This is a genomic window from Mycobacterium sp. (genome assembly GCF_046330795.1).
Taxonomy (GTDB): Bacteria; Actinomycetota; Actinomycetes; order Mycobacteriales; family Mycobacteriaceae; genus Mycobacterium.
Genome location: NZ_JAXLSA010000001.1, coordinates 824,025 through 839,628, shown reverse-complemented (window position 1 = coordinate 839,628; position 15,604 = coordinate 824,025). Strand labels below are relative to the sequence as shown.

The 15,604-nt window shown below is 66.0% G+C and carries 14 protein-coding genes; 12 read left to right on the top strand and 2 right to left on the bottom strand.

Annotated elements, in window-relative coordinates; translation table 11 throughout:
* Positions 1 to 20 precede the first annotated feature (20 nt).
* On the top strand, positions 21 to 1,265 hold the full coding sequence (locus U0R18_RS04040) for a phthiocerol/phthiodiolone dimycocerosyl transferase family protein (protein ID WP_526366172.1): 1,245 nt from the start codon (positions 21 to 23) through the stop codon (positions 1,263 to 1,265).
* A 17-nt stretch (positions 1,266 to 1,282) separates the two neighbouring features.
* Here U0R18_RS04040 and U0R18_RS04035 read toward each other — a convergent pair whose 3' ends face one another.
* Positions 1,283 to 2,119, bottom strand: coding sequence for a class I SAM-dependent methyltransferase (locus tag U0R18_RS04035; RefSeq protein WP_526366170.1), 837 nt, complete (start codon positions 2,117 to 2,119; stop codon positions 1,283 to 1,285).
* A gap of 155 nt (positions 2,120 to 2,274) precedes the next feature.
* Between U0R18_RS04035 and U0R18_RS04030 the strand changes: the two genes are divergently transcribed.
* The 3 genes from U0R18_RS04030 to U0R18_RS04020 all read left to right on the top strand — a co-directional run bounded on the left by U0R18_RS04030 (position 2,275) and on the right by U0R18_RS04020 (position 4,236).
* Positions 2,275 to 2,976: a flavodoxin family protein gene (locus tag U0R18_RS04030; protein WP_526366168.1), complete on the top strand. Its 702-nt coding sequence runs from the start codon at positions 2,275 to 2,277 to the stop codon at positions 2,974 to 2,976.
* Positions 2,977 to 2,978: 2 nt separating this feature from the next.
* On the top strand, positions 2,979 to 3,482 hold the full coding sequence (locus U0R18_RS04025) for a DUF2505 family protein (protein WP_526366166.1): 504 nt from the start codon (positions 2,979 to 2,981) through the stop codon (positions 3,480 to 3,482).
* A gap of 85 nt (positions 3,483 to 3,567) precedes the next feature.
* The gene (locus tag U0R18_RS04020) at positions 3,568 to 4,236 is read left to right on the top strand and encodes a nitroreductase family protein (RefSeq protein ID WP_526367406.1); all 669 of its coding nucleotides are present in this window, start codon (positions 3,568 to 3,570) and stop codon (positions 4,234 to 4,236) included.
* A 1-nt stretch (position 4,237) separates the two neighbouring features.
* Here the strand turns inward: U0R18_RS04020 and U0R18_RS04015 are convergent, their stop codons facing one another.
* The gene (locus tag U0R18_RS04015) at positions 4,238 to 5,068 is read right to left on the bottom strand and encodes an SDR family oxidoreductase (RefSeq protein ID WP_526366164.1); all 831 of its coding nucleotides are present in this window, start codon (positions 5,066 to 5,068) and stop codon (positions 4,238 to 4,240) included.
* Positions 5,069 to 5,268: 200 nt separating this feature from the next.
* On the opposite strand from U0R18_RS04015, the gene U0R18_RS04010 reads away from it, so the two are divergent.
* From U0R18_RS04010 to U0R18_RS03975, 8 genes are all read left to right on the top strand, one after another.
* Positions 5,269 to 6,054, top strand: coding sequence for an alpha/beta hydrolase (locus tag U0R18_RS04010; protein WP_526366162.1), 786 nt, complete (start codon positions 5,269 to 5,271; stop codon positions 6,052 to 6,054).
* Positions 6,055 to 6,126: 72 nt separating this feature from the next.
* A complete protein-coding gene (gene cmrA, locus U0R18_RS04005) occupies positions 6,127 to 6,933 on the top strand; it encodes a mycolate reductase (RefSeq protein WP_526366160.1) in 807 nt (268 codons plus the stop codon).
* Positions 6,934 to 6,959: 26 nt separating this feature from the next.
* A complete protein-coding gene (locus U0R18_RS04000; RefSeq protein ID WP_526366158.1) occupies positions 6,960 to 7,790 on the top strand; it encodes an SDR family NAD(P)-dependent oxidoreductase in 831 nt (276 codons plus the stop codon).
* An 88-nt stretch (positions 7,791 to 7,878) separates the two neighbouring features.
* Complete coding sequence (locus U0R18_RS03995; RefSeq protein WP_526366156.1) at positions 7,879 to 9,378, top strand: flavin-containing monooxygenase; 1,500 nt, start codon at positions 7,879 to 7,881, stop codon at positions 9,376 to 9,378.
* Positions 9,379 to 9,416: 38 nt separating this feature from the next.
* Positions 9,417 to 10,262: an SDR family NAD(P)-dependent oxidoreductase gene (locus U0R18_RS03990; RefSeq protein WP_526366154.1), complete on the top strand. Its 846-nt coding sequence runs from the start codon at positions 9,417 to 9,419 to the stop codon at positions 10,260 to 10,262.
* Positions 10,263 to 10,351: 89 nt separating this feature from the next.
* Positions 10,352 to 11,836, top strand: coding sequence for a flavin-containing monooxygenase (locus U0R18_RS03985; RefSeq protein ID WP_526366152.1), 1,485 nt, complete (start codon positions 10,352 to 10,354; stop codon positions 11,834 to 11,836).
* A 78-nt stretch (positions 11,837 to 11,914) separates the two neighbouring features.
* A complete protein-coding gene (locus tag U0R18_RS03980; protein WP_526367404.1) occupies positions 11,915 to 12,352 on the top strand; it encodes an MmpS family transport accessory protein in 438 nt (145 codons plus the stop codon).
* A complete protein-coding gene (locus U0R18_RS03975) occupies positions 12,349 to 15,381 on the top strand; it encodes an MMPL/RND family transporter (RefSeq protein WP_526366150.1) in 3,033 nt (1,010 codons plus the stop codon). The genes U0R18_RS03980 and U0R18_RS03975 overlap by 4 nt, the downstream gene beginning before the upstream one ends.
* Positions 15,382 to 15,604 lie beyond the last annotated feature (223 nt).

Here is a 15,604-nt window from a genome sequence, read left to right as displayed (position 1 = left end):
CGAGTTTGGGAGTATGAGAAGTGTTTCCATCGTCGGTCATTCGCAAGCTGGCCAACAGTGAAGAGATGCTCGCCGAGACGGAGAATTTCGTCGGGCTGGCCGCGGACGTCAAGGGCCCCATCGACATCGACCAGCTCGAGACGGCCTACGACGCGCTGTTGGAGACGCGGCCGTACCTGACCACCCGGATCGAACGCGGCCCCGACGGCCGGCACCAACTGGTCGCCGACGATCTGGTTCCCGAGGGGATCGAGGTGGTCGAGCTCGACGACCCGGCGGACGAGGACCCGCCGCTGTACTTCAACCAGAACGAGTCGCTGGTGCATCTTCGCGTCACGATTCGCGACGGGCAGGCCCAGCCCACGCTGTATGTGCATCACGCGCTGGCCGACGGCCACCACATGTACAGCCTCATCGAGGAATTGCTGTCCTACTACACCGATCTGGTCACCAACGGGAAGATCCGGCGCGGGCCCGTACAGCCCGTGCCGGAGTCCATCGAGGCGATCCTGGCCGACCGCGGCATCCAGAAGGGGCCCCGGTCGGGCATCGAGCGGTTCATGCCCGCGATCTTCACCTACGACCTGCCGCCGTCGCGCCGCGCCGTCACCGGCGACAAACCGCCGTTCCCGGTGAAGGTTCCGATGGTGTCGTGCCGGCTCAGCGAGCAGCACACCGACAGCATCGTGGCCCTGTGCCGCAAGGAGAGCATCGGCCTGACGGCCATGGTCGCCGCCATCCTGCTGCTGGCGGAGTGGCGGATCCGGGGATCGGCGAACATCCCGATCCCGCTGATCTACACGGTCGACCTGCGATACTTCCTGACCCCGCCGGTGTCGGCGACCGGCTGCACCAATCCCATTGCGCTGACCACGTTCCTGGCCGACGTCGACCGCAGGACCGATGTGGTGGAGCTCGGCCGGGCGATCGCGGAGACCTTCAAGGCCGATCTGGCCGACGGCACGATCCAGCAGTCCCGGCTGCATTTCAGCCCGCAGTACTCCGGCAACGCACCCGGTCTGCCCGACGTGGTGCTGCTCTCCGACAACGGCCTGGTGCCGCCGGTGCGCACGCCTCCGGGTCTCGAGGTGATCAGCACGCACGGCGAGCTGTACTTCGCGGTGAGCTCCGGTATCGAGATCTATTTCACGCAGATCTATTCGGGCCAGCTGAACGTCGAATACCACTCGTTCGCACCGGATCCGGAGAAGTCGGTGGAGATCATCGAGACGTTGCTGCGCGAGGTCGCCGAGAAGTACGCCTAGACCGGCTGCGGCCGGTCTCAGGTCAGCTGCAGTGGCCCGAATGCGTACCGGTGGTACTGCAGCATGCCGCGCAGCGGCCGGATCGGCCGGATCGCCCGGGCGGCCGCCCGGAACGCGGCGGAGGTCCGCTGGAAGGTCGACGCGTCGAAGAACGTGACGGCGTCCAGCAGCCGAATCCCGTTGACATTCTTCAGGACATCCTCGGGGCTGTTGACGGCCCAGTACAGCGTTGAGCCGGACTGGCGCTGCAGCCGCTGGATCTTCTGGGTACGCACGGTGACCCAGTTGTAGAAGTCGATCTGGAGCTCGCCGGACGGGAACCGGTCGACGACGTGCTGGAGCAGTTCGGCGCCGTCCTGCGGCGTCAGGTACATGCTGATGCCCTCGGCCAGCAGCAGGGTGGGCCGGTCGGCGGGGATCTCGTCCAGCCAGGACGGGTCGGTGGCCGAGGTGGCCACCAGGTGGTAGTTCTCCCGGCTGGGGTAGACCTTCTTGCGCAGGTCGATCACGTCCGGATAGTCGACGTCGTACCACTGCACGTCGGGGCCCGGGTTCAACCGGAACACCCGGCTGTCCAGACCGCAACCCAGGTGGATCACCGTGGCGTGCGGGTGCGCGGCCAGGAATTGGGCCGCCCAGATGTCGTACTGCGCGGTGCGGACGGTGACCAACGGGGTCCACAGGTCGGCGATCTTGAGGGACGACCAGTCGAAATCGATGCGGTCCACGGCCTGTCTGGCAAACGTATCGCCCAGGATGGGTTGGCTGAATCCGGCGTCGAGGGCCTTGCAGTACAGGGTCGACAGCATCGTCTGCGCAGGTCCGGTGAGGTCAACGCGCACCAAGTCGGTCACGCCTGTGAGCTTAGTGGGCGCACGGTCCGAATGGGTTATCGGGGCGACCATCGGCTGGCAACCATCCGGGCGCGGCCCAGCCTCGCGGGAGAGCCGGGGCCGGACGCCTATACGATACTGACGCACGAGGTTATTCGGGCGTCTCAGGAGGTGCGGTGACGGATCTGTCCAACACGGGGCACGGTGATGAGCCGGTCGGGTCGCCGCGCGTGCTGCTGCTGTACTACTCCTACTCGGGTCAGTCCAAGAAGGTGCTCGAGACGGCCGGCGAGGTGTTCCGGGAGCGCGGTTACGAGGTGGTCCCGGCGGCCATCGAGTTCACCGATCCCCAGTACTCCGAACCGTTCTCACGGTTCCCGCTGCAGCGGGTGTGGCCCGATATGCTCAGCGTCCTCAAGGCCCAGGGCCGGGGCGAGCTCGGCGGCATCCGGATCCCGGACGCGGTCACCGACGGTGAGTACGACCTGATCTGCATCGGCTCGCCGACCTGGTGGAAAACGGTCAGCATGCCGATGCGTACGTTCCTGAAGTCGCCCGAGGCCAAGAAGCTGTTGTCCAACAAGCCTTTTGCGGTCTTCGTCGTCTGCCGGCAGTACTGGCTGGAGAATCTCACCGCGGTGCGGGAGCTGGCGCAGGAACAGGGCGGCAAATTCGTCGACGAGATTCACTTCACCTACCCGGGTGACACGGTCCGGTCGATGATGGCGCTCACCAGCTTCCTGGGCTCGGGGGAGTACCGCAAGCGCTACCTGGGTGTGCCCATCCCGCCCACCAACGTGCAGCCCGAACAGCTGACCCAGGCCCGGACGTTCGCCGCCGGCCTGGCGGACCGGCTGTTCGGCACCGGGAGCAACTGAGCGTGCCCCGCCCGTTCGAGGTCACGATGGAATCCCCGGCCACGGTCGACCAGGTGCACGGCGCGTTCGGTGACCGCGACTACTGGGTGGACCGGTTGACGCACTTCGGCGGTGCGAAGTCGTTGGAGGAGTTGACCGTTGGCGAGGACGGCACGATCACGGTCGTCGTTGCCGAGGACCTGCGGCACGGCGCCCTGCCGGGCATCCTGGCCAAGCTGTATCGCGGCGACCTGAACATCCTCAGCACCGAGACCTGGCGGCCCACCGCAGACGGGCGGGTGCACGGCGACATCGACGTGAAGGTGATCGGCGCCCCGGGTTCCGGTTCGGGCCGGGCCCTGCTCGGTCCGGCGGCGCAGGGTTCGCAGCTGGACCTGGCGGGCCTGGTGGAGTTCCGGGTCCCGTTGGTGGGCGGGCGGATCGAGAGCTTCGTGGCCGGGCAGTTCATCGACGGATTCGCCGATATCAACCGGTTCACCACCGAGTGGATCACCGGTCGTGCCTGACAACGCAGAGATCAGCAAGATCAGCAAGGTCGAAGCTGCGCGCCAGGCGATTCCCAGCACCGCCGAGGCGCTGGCCCGGCTCGACATGCCGCTGGAGTCGGCGATGATGAGCCAGCGGGCGATCCGTCGGCTCCTGCCGGACCCCGTCGACGACGCGCTGGTGCTCAAGTGCATCGATCTGGGGCTGCACGCGCCGACCGGGAACGACGGGCAGAACTGGGAATTCGTGGTCGTCAAGGATGTCGCGGTCAAGGAGAAGCTCGCCCAGCGCTATCGCCAGGCCTGGGTGCTGCAGCGTGATGTGGTGCTGCGCCGTGCCATTGCCGAGAGCGAGTCGATGGCCAAGATCGTCGGCTCGATCCAGTGGCAGATCGATCATTTCGCCGAGATCCCGGTGCTGGTGGTGGCGTGCCTGCGGCTCGGTGCCCGGGACGGCCGGCTGCCGGTGGTGCGGATGCAGTACGCCGCCGAATCGGCCTACTGGGGGTCGATCTATCCCAGTGTGCAGAACATGTTGCTGGCCGCGCGGGCCATGGGACTGGGGGCATCGCTGATCACCCTGCCGCTGTGGAGCCAGGCGTCGGCGCGGGCCATCCTGGGTCTGCCCGGCGCCGTTCACCCGATCTGCATCGTTCCGATGGGCTGGCCGCGCGGCCGGTACGGGCCGACCACCCGCAAGCCGGTCGACGAGGTGGCGCACCGCGATGTGTTCGGCAACCGAGTGTGGCTGGACAGCTACGAACGGCCGATCTGAATCAGGAACCCATGCCCGACAACAAGATTCGTTGCAGCATGCGATCGGTGACCAGGGCCCGCAGGAGCACGCTGGCCTTGCCGGACGCCCCGACGACGTAGCGGGGCCGGGGATTGCCGGACTCGATCGCCCGCACCACGGTGCGTGCGACGGTCTCGGCGCTGATGGCCGCGCCGGGCAGCTTCGACAGTTTGCGTACCGACGCGTCGCGGCGGCTCATGAACTCCCCGTACGGGTCGTCGTCGGCGTACTCCCAGACCTCGGCGAACTCGCCCTCGAAGAACGGCGTGCGCACTCCGGTCGGATCGACCTGCACGACCCGTACCCCGAACTGCGCCACCTCGGCGCGCAGCCCCAGCGAGAGCGCCTCCAACCCGGACTTGACGATGTGGTACGCGCCCCCGGCCGGACCGACCACGCGGCCCGCGACGCTCCCGATGTTGACGATGGTGCCCGCGCCACGGGCCCGCATCCCCGGCAGCACCGCTTGCGACAGCTGGAGTGGCGCAACGACATGCGCTTCGAACAGGGTCCGGACCTCGCTGGGCGTCTTCTGTTCGAGCACCCCGCGGTCGGGGATTCCCGCACTGTTCACCAGGGTGTCCACCGCGCCGTGCTCGGCGTCGATCTCGGCGACCAGGCGGGTCACGGCGGCCTCGTCGGTGACGTCCAGCGACCGCGCCCGCAGGCCGCGGGCCCGGAGGGCGTCGAGCGCCTCGGGGTTGCGGCCGGCCGCGTACACGAGGTGGCCGCGGGTGTGCAGCCGGTGCGCGGTGGCCTGGCCGATACCGCTCGTCGCGCCCGTGACCAGCGCAACCTTCTGGGGACTCATCGGGTCGTGCCGCCTCTCGGAGGATGGGTCGGAAGATGGATAGCGCACCGCTCGGGCGGCCCCGGGTTCGTGCCGGGCAATGGTAGCGAGTCGGGTAGCGGGGCTGCCCGGGCCCGCACCAGGTGAACCACGGCCGACAGATACCCGTGATAGCTTTTGCCGGTGCTCCAAGGCCTTCGTCGGGGAGGGGAGACTTCCACGTGCTCGAGGTGATCGACAAGGGGAGCATCAGTGATGCTCATCCGGTCCCTTTGCTGTTCGTGCACGGGGCCTGGCACGCGGCCTGGTGCTGGGACGAGCACTTCCTGAGCTTCTTCGCGGACAAGGGCTATCGCGCTGTGGCGCTCAACCTGCGGGGTCACGGCAACAGTCCCACCGACAAACCGTTACGGGCCTGTTCGGTTGCCGATTTCGTCGAGGACATCGCCTCGGTCGCCGACGGCCTGCCCACGCCGCCGGTGATCATCGGTCATTCGATGGGCGGACTGTTCGTCCAGCGTTATCTGGAGACGCACCACTGTCCCGCGGGCGTGCTGATGAGTTCCATGCCGCCCCAAGGGAATCTCGGGGCCACGTTGCGCTGGCTGCGCGAGCACCCGGTGCAATTCGTCAAGATCGCGATCAAGGGCCGGTCGTTGCCGTACATCAGCACCCCGGCAGCGGCGCGCGACAAGTTCTTCTCGGCCGGCACACCCGAGGCCGATGTGGTGAAGTACGCCGCGCTGCTGCAGGAGGGCAGTGCCCGGCTCGCCGTCGACTGCCTGATCCTCAGCCTGCCGAGGCCCAAGCGTGTCACTACACCGTTGCTGGTCCTCGGTGCCGACGAGGACGGCGCCCACACCCGGGCCGAGATCCTGGCGACGGCGCGCGCCTACCACACCGAGGCCGAGTTCTTTCCGCGGATGGGCCACGACATGATGCTGGAACCGGGCTGGGAGATGGTCGCCGAACGTATCCACACCTGGCTGGGTGGCCGCGGGCTCTGACGCCCCGGGGCGGCTGATCGGGGTGCCGCAGTCACGCGGCAATCGGACGTTGCTGGGCTGTATGATCGCCGCGTGCCGCTACCTGCCCCCAGTCCTGACTTCCGTGCCGTCGTCACCGGAGCCTCCAACGGCATCGGCGAAGCGCTGGCAATCGATCTGGCTGCGCGCGGCCACAACCTGATCATCACCGCCCGTCGCGAGGCGCTCCTCGATGCGCTCGCGGCCCGGCTGACCGACCGCTACGGGGTCACCGTCGAGGTACGGCCGGGCGACCTGGGCGATGCGGCGCAGCGGGCCAAGCTCGCCGAGGAGCTGGCCACCCGGAAGATCTCCATCCTGTGCGCCAACGCCGGGGTCGCCTCGCTCGGTCCGGTGGCGGAGCTGGACCCGGCCGCGGAGCGGGCGCTGGTGCAGCTCAATGTCGTTGCCGTGCACGATCTCGTGCTGGCCGTCCTGCCGGGAATGATCGAGCGCAGGGCCGGCGGCATCCTGATCTCCGGTTCGGCCGCCGGGAACTCACCGATCCCCAACAACACCTCCTACTCGGCCAGCAAGGCGTTCCTGAACGCGTTCAGCGAGGGCCTGCGCTGGGAACTGCGGAACACCGGCGTTTCCGTGACGTTGCTGGCGCCGGGTCCCGTGCGCACGGGTCAGCCGGACGAGGTGGACGCCGCGCTGGTCGACAAGATGGTCCCGGACTATTCCTGGGTCACCGCGGAGCACTGCGCCAAGGATTCCCTGGACGGGCTGCAACAGAACAAGGCCCGGGTGGTGCCCGGATTCCCCGCCAAGGCGATGAACCTGGTCAGCCTTTATGCCCCGCGCCGTGTGCTGATCCCGATCATGGGCAACTTCTACAAGAAGATGTCCGGCCGGTAGGCCTGGAGAGGGAACGGGAGCCAGAAATGGAAGGTTTCGCCGGAAAGGTCGCAGTGGTCACCGGCGCCGGGTCGGGTATCGGCCAGGCGCTGGCCGTCGAGCTGGCACGATCGGGAGCCAAGGTAGCGATCAGCGACGTCAACCCGGAAGGGCTGGCGATCACCGCGGAACGGTTGCGTGCGATCGGTGCGGACGTCAAGGCCGACCGGCTCGATGTGTCCGACGGTGCGGCGTTCGCCGCGTACGCCGAATCGGTCAACGAGCATTTCGGCAAGGTCAACCAGATCTACAACAACGCCGGCATGGGCTTCTACGGGGACGTCGAGATCACCCGCCTCGACGAGATCAAACGGGTCATGGACGTCGACTACTGGGGTGTGGTGCACGGAACCAAGGCGTTCCTGCCGTACCTGATCGCCTCCGGCGACGGCCATGTGGTGAACGTGTCCAGCGCGTTCGGGTTGTTCGCGGTGCCCGGGCAGGCTGCCTACAACTCCGCCAAGTTCGCGGTCCGGGGCTTCACCGAGGCCCTCAACCAGGAGATGACGCTGGCCCGCCAGCCCGTCCGGGTTTCCACGGTGTTCCCCGGTGGGGTGCCGAGCTCGTTCGTCAGTAACCTCACCCTGGCCGAGGAACTGCCAGAATTCGACACCGCCAGCACGTTCAACAAGCCGCTGTGGTCCACTCCGCCGGAGAAGGCGGCGCAGGTGATCCTGCAGGGTGTTCGCAAGAAGCGCTCCCGGATCATGGTCGGCCCGGACACCAAGGTGCTGGATTTCCTGGTGCGTATGACAGGCTCGGGCTACCAGTGGGTGGTCCCGCGAGTGGGCCGCCTGTTCATGAAACCGATTCGCTGAGGGCCGCCATGGATCACGATATTGCGCTAAATTGCTGGGGGACAATGCTTTTCGTCGCGCATATGTGGGTAGGGTAGCCTTCACGCCCATGAGTGACCAGCAACTCGACGCCATCATCGTGGGTGCCGGTTTCGGAGGGATCGGTACCGCGATCCAGCTGAAGAAGTTGGGTTACGAGAACCTGCTCATCCTGGATCGTGAAGACGATCTGGGCGGGACCTGGCACGTCAACCGCTATCCGGGGCTGGCGTGCGACGTGCCCTCGAACACCTATTCGTACCGTTTCGAGCCGTATCCGTACTGGTCCCGGTTGTACGCCCCCGGCGCCGAGATCAAGAAGTACGCCGAATACGTCGCCGACAAGTACGACGTGCGACGCCACATGCGCTTCGGAATCGCAGTGACCGGCGCGTGCTGGAACGAGGACGCCGAATGCTGGGACGTGGCCCTGGCCGACGGCGGCACACTGAGCGCCCGCTTCCTGATCGCGGCCACCGGCGTGCTCTCCCAGCCGTACTACCCGGAGATCCCCGGCATCCACGAGTTCGCCGGTCGCATCATCCACACCACGGCGTGGGACGACGATTACGCCATGGCGGGCCGCCGCGTCGCGCTCATCGGCACCGGCGCAACCGCGGTGCAGTTGATCCCGGAACTGGCGAAGGACGTCGCCGAGTTGACGGTGTACCAGCGCACCCCGATCCACGTGCTGCCGAAATCGGACTTCACCGTTCCCCGTTTCGTGCGGAGGGCATTCGCGCGGGTGCCGCTCGCGCAGCGGGTGATGCGGTCGATGACCGACGCCACCTACGAGGTCGGGTTCGTGCTGGCGGTGCTGAAGTACCAGCGATTCTGGTGGGTGAACAGCGCGGCCGAACGGGCCTCCCAGCTGTTGCGGTTCGTGTCGATCCGGGACAAGAAGCTGCGGCGCCAGCTGACCCCGGCCTACACCCTGGGATGTAAGCGCCCCACGTACTCCAACACGTACTACTCCACCTTCGCCAAGCCGAATGTCACACTGCAGACGTCGGGCATCGACCGGATCGAACCGGACGGCATCGTCGCGCTGGACGGGACGAAGGCGCAGATCGACACCCTGGTGCTGGCCACCGGTTTCGATATGTGGGAGAAGAACATCCCCGCCATCGAGATCATCGGCCGGGATGGCTGCAATCTGGGAAAGTTGTGGCGCGCCAACGGATTCCGGGCCTATGAAGGTATGACCACCCCCAACTTCCCGAACCTGCTCAACCTGAACAGCGCCTACGCGGTCAGTCTGAACTTCTTCGACATGATCGACTATCAGATGCGACACATGGAGCGCCTGTTCGGTGAGGTGCGCCGGCGCCACGCCACCAGGTTCGAGGTCACCGAGGAAGCCACCGACAGGTTCTGCGCCAGATTCGGCGAACTGCAGCGCAACACGGTGTTCTATCTCGGGGAGTGCGCCAATTCGCGGTCGTACTACTTCGCCCCGGACGGCGAGACCTATGTGCGTGCCACGTCAACGCGTGACTCGGTGCACTCGCAGAGTCAATTCCCGCTGAGCGACTACGCTCTGAGCGGGTCGGACATTGTCAGCGTCTGAAATCACCATCAGCGTCTGAGTCGAGGAGGCGGTGCAATATGACCGGTGACGGGTTTGCCGGAAAGGTCGCCGTGGTTACCGGCGCGGGGTCGGGCATCGGAGCGGAGCTCGCCGTGGCACTCGCGCGCGCGGGCGCCAAGGTGGCGATCAGTGATGTGAACCTCGCCGGTCTGGCGGCCACCGAAGAGCGCCTGAAGGCGATCGGCTGCCCGGCCCGGGCGGATCGGCTCGACGTCAGCGACCGGGCCGCCGTCCTGACCTATGCCGACGAGGTCCGTGACCACTTCGGGGTGGTGAACCAGATCTACAACAACGCGGGCGTGGCCTTCTTCGGCGAGATCGAGAACAGCGAGTTCACCGATTTCGAACGGGTCATGAACGTCAACTACTGGGGTGTCGTCAACGGCACCAAAGCCTTTCTGCCGCATGTGATCGCGTCCGGCGCCGGACATGTCGTCAACGTCTCGAGCATCTGGGGGATCTTCGCGGTGCCGGGTCAATCCGCCTACAACTCCTCGAAGTTCGCGGTGCGCGGTTTCACCGAGGCGCTGCGCCAGGAGATGAAGTTGGCGCACCATCGGGTGGGGGTGACGGCGGTGTACCCCAGCGGGGTCAGGACCGCGATCGCGCGCACGGCCACCGGTGCGCAGGGGCTCGACGTCAAGGAACTGGCGGACCTGTTCGACAACAAGCTGGCCAAGGGCAGTCCCGAGGCCGCGGCCCGGACCATCCTCGCGGGCGTGCGCAAGAACAAGGCGAAGGTGCTCGTCGGTCCGGGCGCCCGCACGTTCGACGTCGTCGTGCGCGCCACCGGTTCGGGCTATGAGCGGATCTTCGGTCCGCTCACCGGTCGCATGATGCCTAAGATGGACACGAAGGTCTGAGACGACATGCGCCCACCGCGTGAAGCTCGAGTTCCAACCGGTCAGTTTGCCGAGAGCGCTTCGCAGCGGAAAGGTACTGTGTAGTAACTATGGGTGAGCAGCACTACGACGTCATCATCATCGGGGCGGGTTTCGGCGGCATGGGAGCCGCCATCGAGATGAAGAGCCTGGGCTATCAGAACATCCTCATCGTCGACCGCGAGGATGATCTGGGTGGCACCTGGCATGTCAACCGGTATCCCGGCATCGCCGTGGACCAGCCGGCCACCACGTATTCGTACTGGTTCGAGCCGAATCCGTACTGGTCACGGCTATTTCCCACCGGCGCGGAGATGAAGGGTTACGCCGAGCACGTCGCCGACAAGTACGACGTGCGCCGGCACATGCGCTTCAGCACCACGGTCGAGGGTGCGCACTGGGACGAGGACGCGCACGTCTGGCGGGTCGCCCTGGCGGGCGGCGACGCGGTCAGTTCGCAGTTCCTGATCGCCGCGACCGGCTTCCTGTGCCAGCCGAAGATGCCTGACATTCCGGGGATCGAGAGCTTTGCCGGCCGCGTCATCCACACGGCCACGTGGGACCCGTCGTACTCGTTCGACGGTCGTCGCGCGGCGGTCATCGGCACCGGCTCCACCGGCATCCAGGTCATCCCCGAACTCGCCAAGCAGGCGTCGGAGCTCACGGTCTACCAGCGCACCCCGATCTGGGTGATGGGGAAGGCCGATATCGTCTTCCCGAAGTTCATCCAGCAGCTGTTCGCCAAGGTTCCGCTCACCCAGCGGATCCTGCGGTTCGGCACGGACACTTTCCTGGACATCGCGAACATCATCACGATGTGGAACTACAAGCACTTCAAGGTGGCCAACAAGGCCATCACGCTGGGGTCCCGGGTGCAGCGGCGGCTCGCGGTGCGCAGCAAGGACCTGTCCCAGAAGCTCGATCCGCCGTACGAGTTCGGCTGCAAGCGCCCGTCGATCTCCAACGACTACTACCGCACCTTCACGCGGCCCAATGTGCACCTCGAGACCAGCGGTATCGAGCGCATCGAGCCGGACGGCATCGTGGCGTCCGACGGCACCAAGCGCACCATCGACGCGCTGGTCCTGGCCACCGGGTACGACGTGTGGGAGAGCAACCTGCCGGCTGTCGAGGTCATCGGCCGGGACGGCCGCAACCTCGGGAAGTGGTGGCGGGAAGCGGGCTTCCAGGCCTATGAGGGCATCTCGGTGCCCCAGTTCCCGAACTTCCTGACCATGGCGAGCCCGTACGCCTGGGTCGGGTTGTCCTGGTTCAACACCGTCGAATACCAGATGCGGCACATGCGCCGGCTCTTCGGTGCACTGCAGAGCCGCGGCGCAACCACCTTCGAGGTCACCGACGACGCGAGCAAGCGGTTCCTGCAGGACGTGCAGCAACGTCTGGAGAGTTCGGTGTTCGTGCTCGGCGACTGCGCCTCGTCGCGGTCGTACTGGTTCAGCCCCAGCGGTGAGCCCGCGCTGTTCCGGCCGACGTCGGTCCGCAACGCCGTCCGGGCCCAGGACCGGTTCCCTTTATCGGATTACGCAATTTCGTGACGCCGAAGTCGCGAGACCGTTAGTGGTCACCCGTACACTCATTGGGAAAGTTGAGGCGAGTTCGGGCGGGTGCTGGAGATGACGGCGGTGAAACTGCTGGGTCGTATCTGGTTGCCGCTCGTCATTTTGCTGGTGCTCGGGTTAGGAGGGTACGCCGTGGTGAGACTGCACGGTGTCTTCGGTTCCGAGAAATACCCGACGTATGCCTCGGGCCCCCAGACGGATACCAAGCCGGTCAACCAGAAGCAGCTGGTATATGAGGTGTTCGGTCCCGAGGGCACCGTCGCCGATATCAGTTACTTCGATGCCCAGGCCCAACCCCAGCAGATCACCGGAGCGGCGTTGCCCTGGACGGTGACGGTCACTTCGGATTCGCCGGCCGTGGTTGGCAGCGTGGTCGCCCAGGGCGACAGTTACTCCATTGGATGCCGCATTTCGGTGAATGGCGAAATTAAGGACGAGAAAGTTTCCAACGAAGCCCACGCCTTTACCAGCTGCTTGGTAAAAGGCGCATGAGAACGCCCACGATGGAGACACCGGCCAAGCAGGGGCCGTGGCTGGCGCGGGTCGTCCGGCGGTTCGCGGTCCTGATCATCCTGGCGTGGGTGGCGTTCACCGCACTGGTTACCCTCGCCGTGCCGCCGCTGGAACAGGTCGCCAAGGAACGCGCGGTGTCGATGAGCGTCAAGGAGGCGCCGTCGATCATCGCGCAGAAGCACATCGCCGCGGTGTTCCACGAGCCGGACAACCAGAGTTCGGCCATGGTCGTGCTGGAGAGCGATCAGCCGCTCGGGGAGGTTGCACACCAGTACTACGACAACCTGATCCGGCAGCTGGCGGCCGATCCCAAGCACGTCCAGTATATCCAGAACTTCTGGGGTGACCCGCTCACCGCGCAGGCGGTGCAGAGCGCCGACGGCAAGTCGGCCTACGTGCAACTGAACCTGGCCGGCAGCCAGGGGGAGGTGCTGTCCAACCAGTCGGTCGACGCGGTCCGCAACATCATCGCGAAGACGCCGCCGCCGGACGGACTGAAGGTCTTCCTCACCGGTACCACGCCGATGGCGACCGACCTGGCCTACACCGGTGACCACGCCGCCATCAAGATCACCGCGGTGACCGTGGTGGTCATCTCGATCATGCTGCTGCTGGTCTACCGGTCGATCACCACGGTCATCCTGGTGATGATGATGATGGGTGTCGGCCTGTCGTCGGTGCGTGGGACGGTGGCCGCGCTGGCGCACTTCGGCCTGATCGGCCTGACCAGCTTCTCGATCAGCATTCTCGTGGCGCTGGCCATCGCTGCCGTCACCGACTACGCCATCTTCCTCATCGGGCGCTATCACGAGGCCCGCAACGCCGGCGAGGACCGCGAGACGGCCTACTACACCGCCAATCGCAGTGTCTCGCACGTGATCCTGGCCTCCGGTCTGACCATCGCCGGGGCCACGTTCTGCCTCAGCTTCACCCGGTTGCCGTTCTTCCAGACCATGGGCGTGCCCTGCGCGGTCGGCATGCTGGTCGCCATCGCCGCCGCACTCACCCTGGTGCCTGCGGTGATCACCGTGGCCAGCCGGTTCGGTCGGCTGCTCGAACCGAAGCGCAACATGTCGGCGCGCGGCTGGCGCAAGATCGGGACCGCCATCGTGCGCTGGCCCGCGCCGATCTTCGTGGCGTCCTGCGCTGTCGCCCTGATCGGCCTGCTCGCACTGCCCGGCTACAAGGTCAGCTACGAGGACCGGCCGTACATGCCCAAGAACACCCCCGCGATGATCGGGTGGGACGCCGCGGACCGGCACTTCCCGCCCGCGCGGATGATGCCCGAGGTCGTCATGATCGAGGGCGATCACGACATGCGCAACTCGGCGGACTTCCTGGTGCTCAACAAGCTGGCCGAGGACATCTTCCGGGTTCCGGGCGTCGCGCAGGTCCAGGGTGTGACCCGGCCCGAGGGCTCACCGCTGGCGAACACGTCGATCCCGGCCCTGCTGAGCATGCAGTCGGCCGGTCAGCAACAGAACGTCGAGTTCATGAAGAGCCGGCTCGACGAGATGCGCACCCAGGCCAACGACCTGTCGGGGACCATCGATTCGATGGAGCGCGCGTACTCGCTGATGCAGGACCTCACCGCGAAGACGCACAGCATGGTCAACGTCACCGCGCAGATGACCGACATCACCAAGCAGATCCGCGACGACGTCACCGCGATCAATGACTCGTTCGACAGGGCCGACCAGTACTTCAGCCGGGAAGGCTGCAACAACGTCGACACCTGTGTCGCGGCACGCGACGGTCGCGCGGCCGGGTTGCGTGCTCAGGACGGCTTCAACCAGATCACCGCCAAGCTCGACGAGTTGCAGCCCGACCTCCAGAATGTGGACTCCATCGCGCCGGAGCTGATGCAGCTGCTGCCACCGCAGATCGAGGCGCTGCGCAGCGTGCAGAGCCTGATGCTGACCGCGTACAGCACGATGTCCGGCATCGTCGGGCAGTCCGAAGCGTTGGGCGCCGATGCCAGCGCCATGGGGGAGGACTTCGACGCCGCGAAGACGGCGGATTCCTTCTACCTGCCGCGCGAGGCGTTCAACAACCCTGATTTCCAGCGCGTTGTGAAGCTGTTCGTGTCGCCCGACGGCAAGTCGGCGCGGTTCATCATCGCGCACCGGGACAATCCCGCCTCCAAGGACGGCATCGACCGGATCGACCACATCAGGACGGCCGCCGAGGAGTCGCTGAAGGGCACGCCGCTGGTGAACTCGACGATCTATGTGTCGGGTACCGCGTCCATCCTCAAGGACCTGCAGGATGCCTGGAACTACGACATCCTGATCGCGGGTATCGCGTCGATCTGCATCGTCCTGGTGATCATGCTGCTCATCACCCGGAGCATCGTGGCGTCGCTGGTGATCGTGGGCACGGTGGTGCTCTCGCTCGGTGCCTCGTTCGGATTGTCCGTGCTGCTGTGGCAGTACATCATCGGCGTCAACCTGCACTGGATGGTGATGCTGATGTCGGTCATCATCCTGTTGGCGGTCGGCGCCGACTACAACCTGCTGCTGGTATCCCGGTTCAAGGAAGAAAGACACGCAGGCCTGAAGACCGGAATGATCCGCGCGATGGGCGGCACCGGGAAGATCGTCACTCTGGCGGGTCTGGTGTTCGCCTTCACCATGGCGTCGATGATCGTCAGCGATCTGCTGGTGGTGGGTCAGGTCGGTACCACCATCGGCCTCGGCCTGCTGTTCGACACCCTGGTCGTGCGGTCGTTCATGATGCCGTCGGCGGCCGCGATGCTCGGCCGCTGGTTCTGGTGGCCGCAGAACGTGCGCACCCGCCCCTCCCGCGCCAAACATCGGGCCGGGTCGGTCGGCCGCGTCGTCGATGCCGGTCCGGTGGATGGCCTGTCGGACGCGCAGCACGTCGCCGCCGAAAACGGTGATGTTGCGACGACCAAGCCACTCGATCTATCGTCGAACGAGTTTGCCCGTCAGCCGCTGGATTTCGAACCATCGGTATCGGGTATCGGCCGTACCGGTCAACGGTGACGTGGGCAATCTTTGTAACGGTTCGGTGATGGTCGCGGATTCTCTTTGCCGACACGCGCGCCCGATCACCTTGTCGCGTTGCCAGAATTACGCAGAGCTGCACTTTTCGCACCTCGGCGGCCGCCACTTCCTTAGCCAGCCGGTTCCGACAACTTCCGTATAGTCGTTAGCTAGGGTAGGCTCTGCATCCGACCGAGCAACGTTTGGACGATTGGGGAGGGCC

What these genes read in the sequence shown, in the direction of transcription:
- U0R18_RS04020 (WP_526367406.1), top strand. Translation starts at nt 3,568, where the DNA reads ATGCCGCTGGAGTCGGCGATGATGAGCCAGCGGGCGATCCGTCGGCTC.
- U0R18_RS04015 (WP_526366164.1), bottom strand. Translation starts at nt 5,068, where the DNA reads ATGAGTCCCCAGAAGGTTGCGCTGGTCACGGGCGCGACGAGCGGTATC.
- U0R18_RS04000 (WP_526366158.1), top strand. Translation starts at nt 6,960, where the DNA reads ATGGAAGGTTTCGCCGGAAAGGTCGCAGTGGTCACCGGCGCCGGGTCG.
- U0R18_RS03995 (WP_526366156.1), top strand. Translation starts at nt 7,879, where the DNA reads ATGAGTGACCAGCAACTCGACGCCATCATCGTGGGTGCCGGTTTCGGA.
- U0R18_RS03990 (WP_526366154.1), top strand. Translation starts at nt 9,417, where the DNA reads ATGACCGGTGACGGGTTTGCCGGAAAGGTCGCCGTGGTTACCGGCGCG.
- U0R18_RS03985 (WP_526366152.1), top strand. Translation starts at nt 10,352, where the DNA reads ATGGGTGAGCAGCACTACGACGTCATCATCATCGGGGCGGGTTTCGGC.
- U0R18_RS03980 (WP_526367404.1), top strand. Translation starts at nt 11,915, where the DNA reads ATGACGGCGGTGAAACTGCTGGGTCGTATCTGGTTGCCGCTCGTCATT.
- U0R18_RS03975 (WP_526366150.1), top strand. Translation starts at nt 12,349, where the DNA reads ATGAGAACGCCCACGATGGAGACACCGGCCAAGCAGGGGCCGTGGCTG.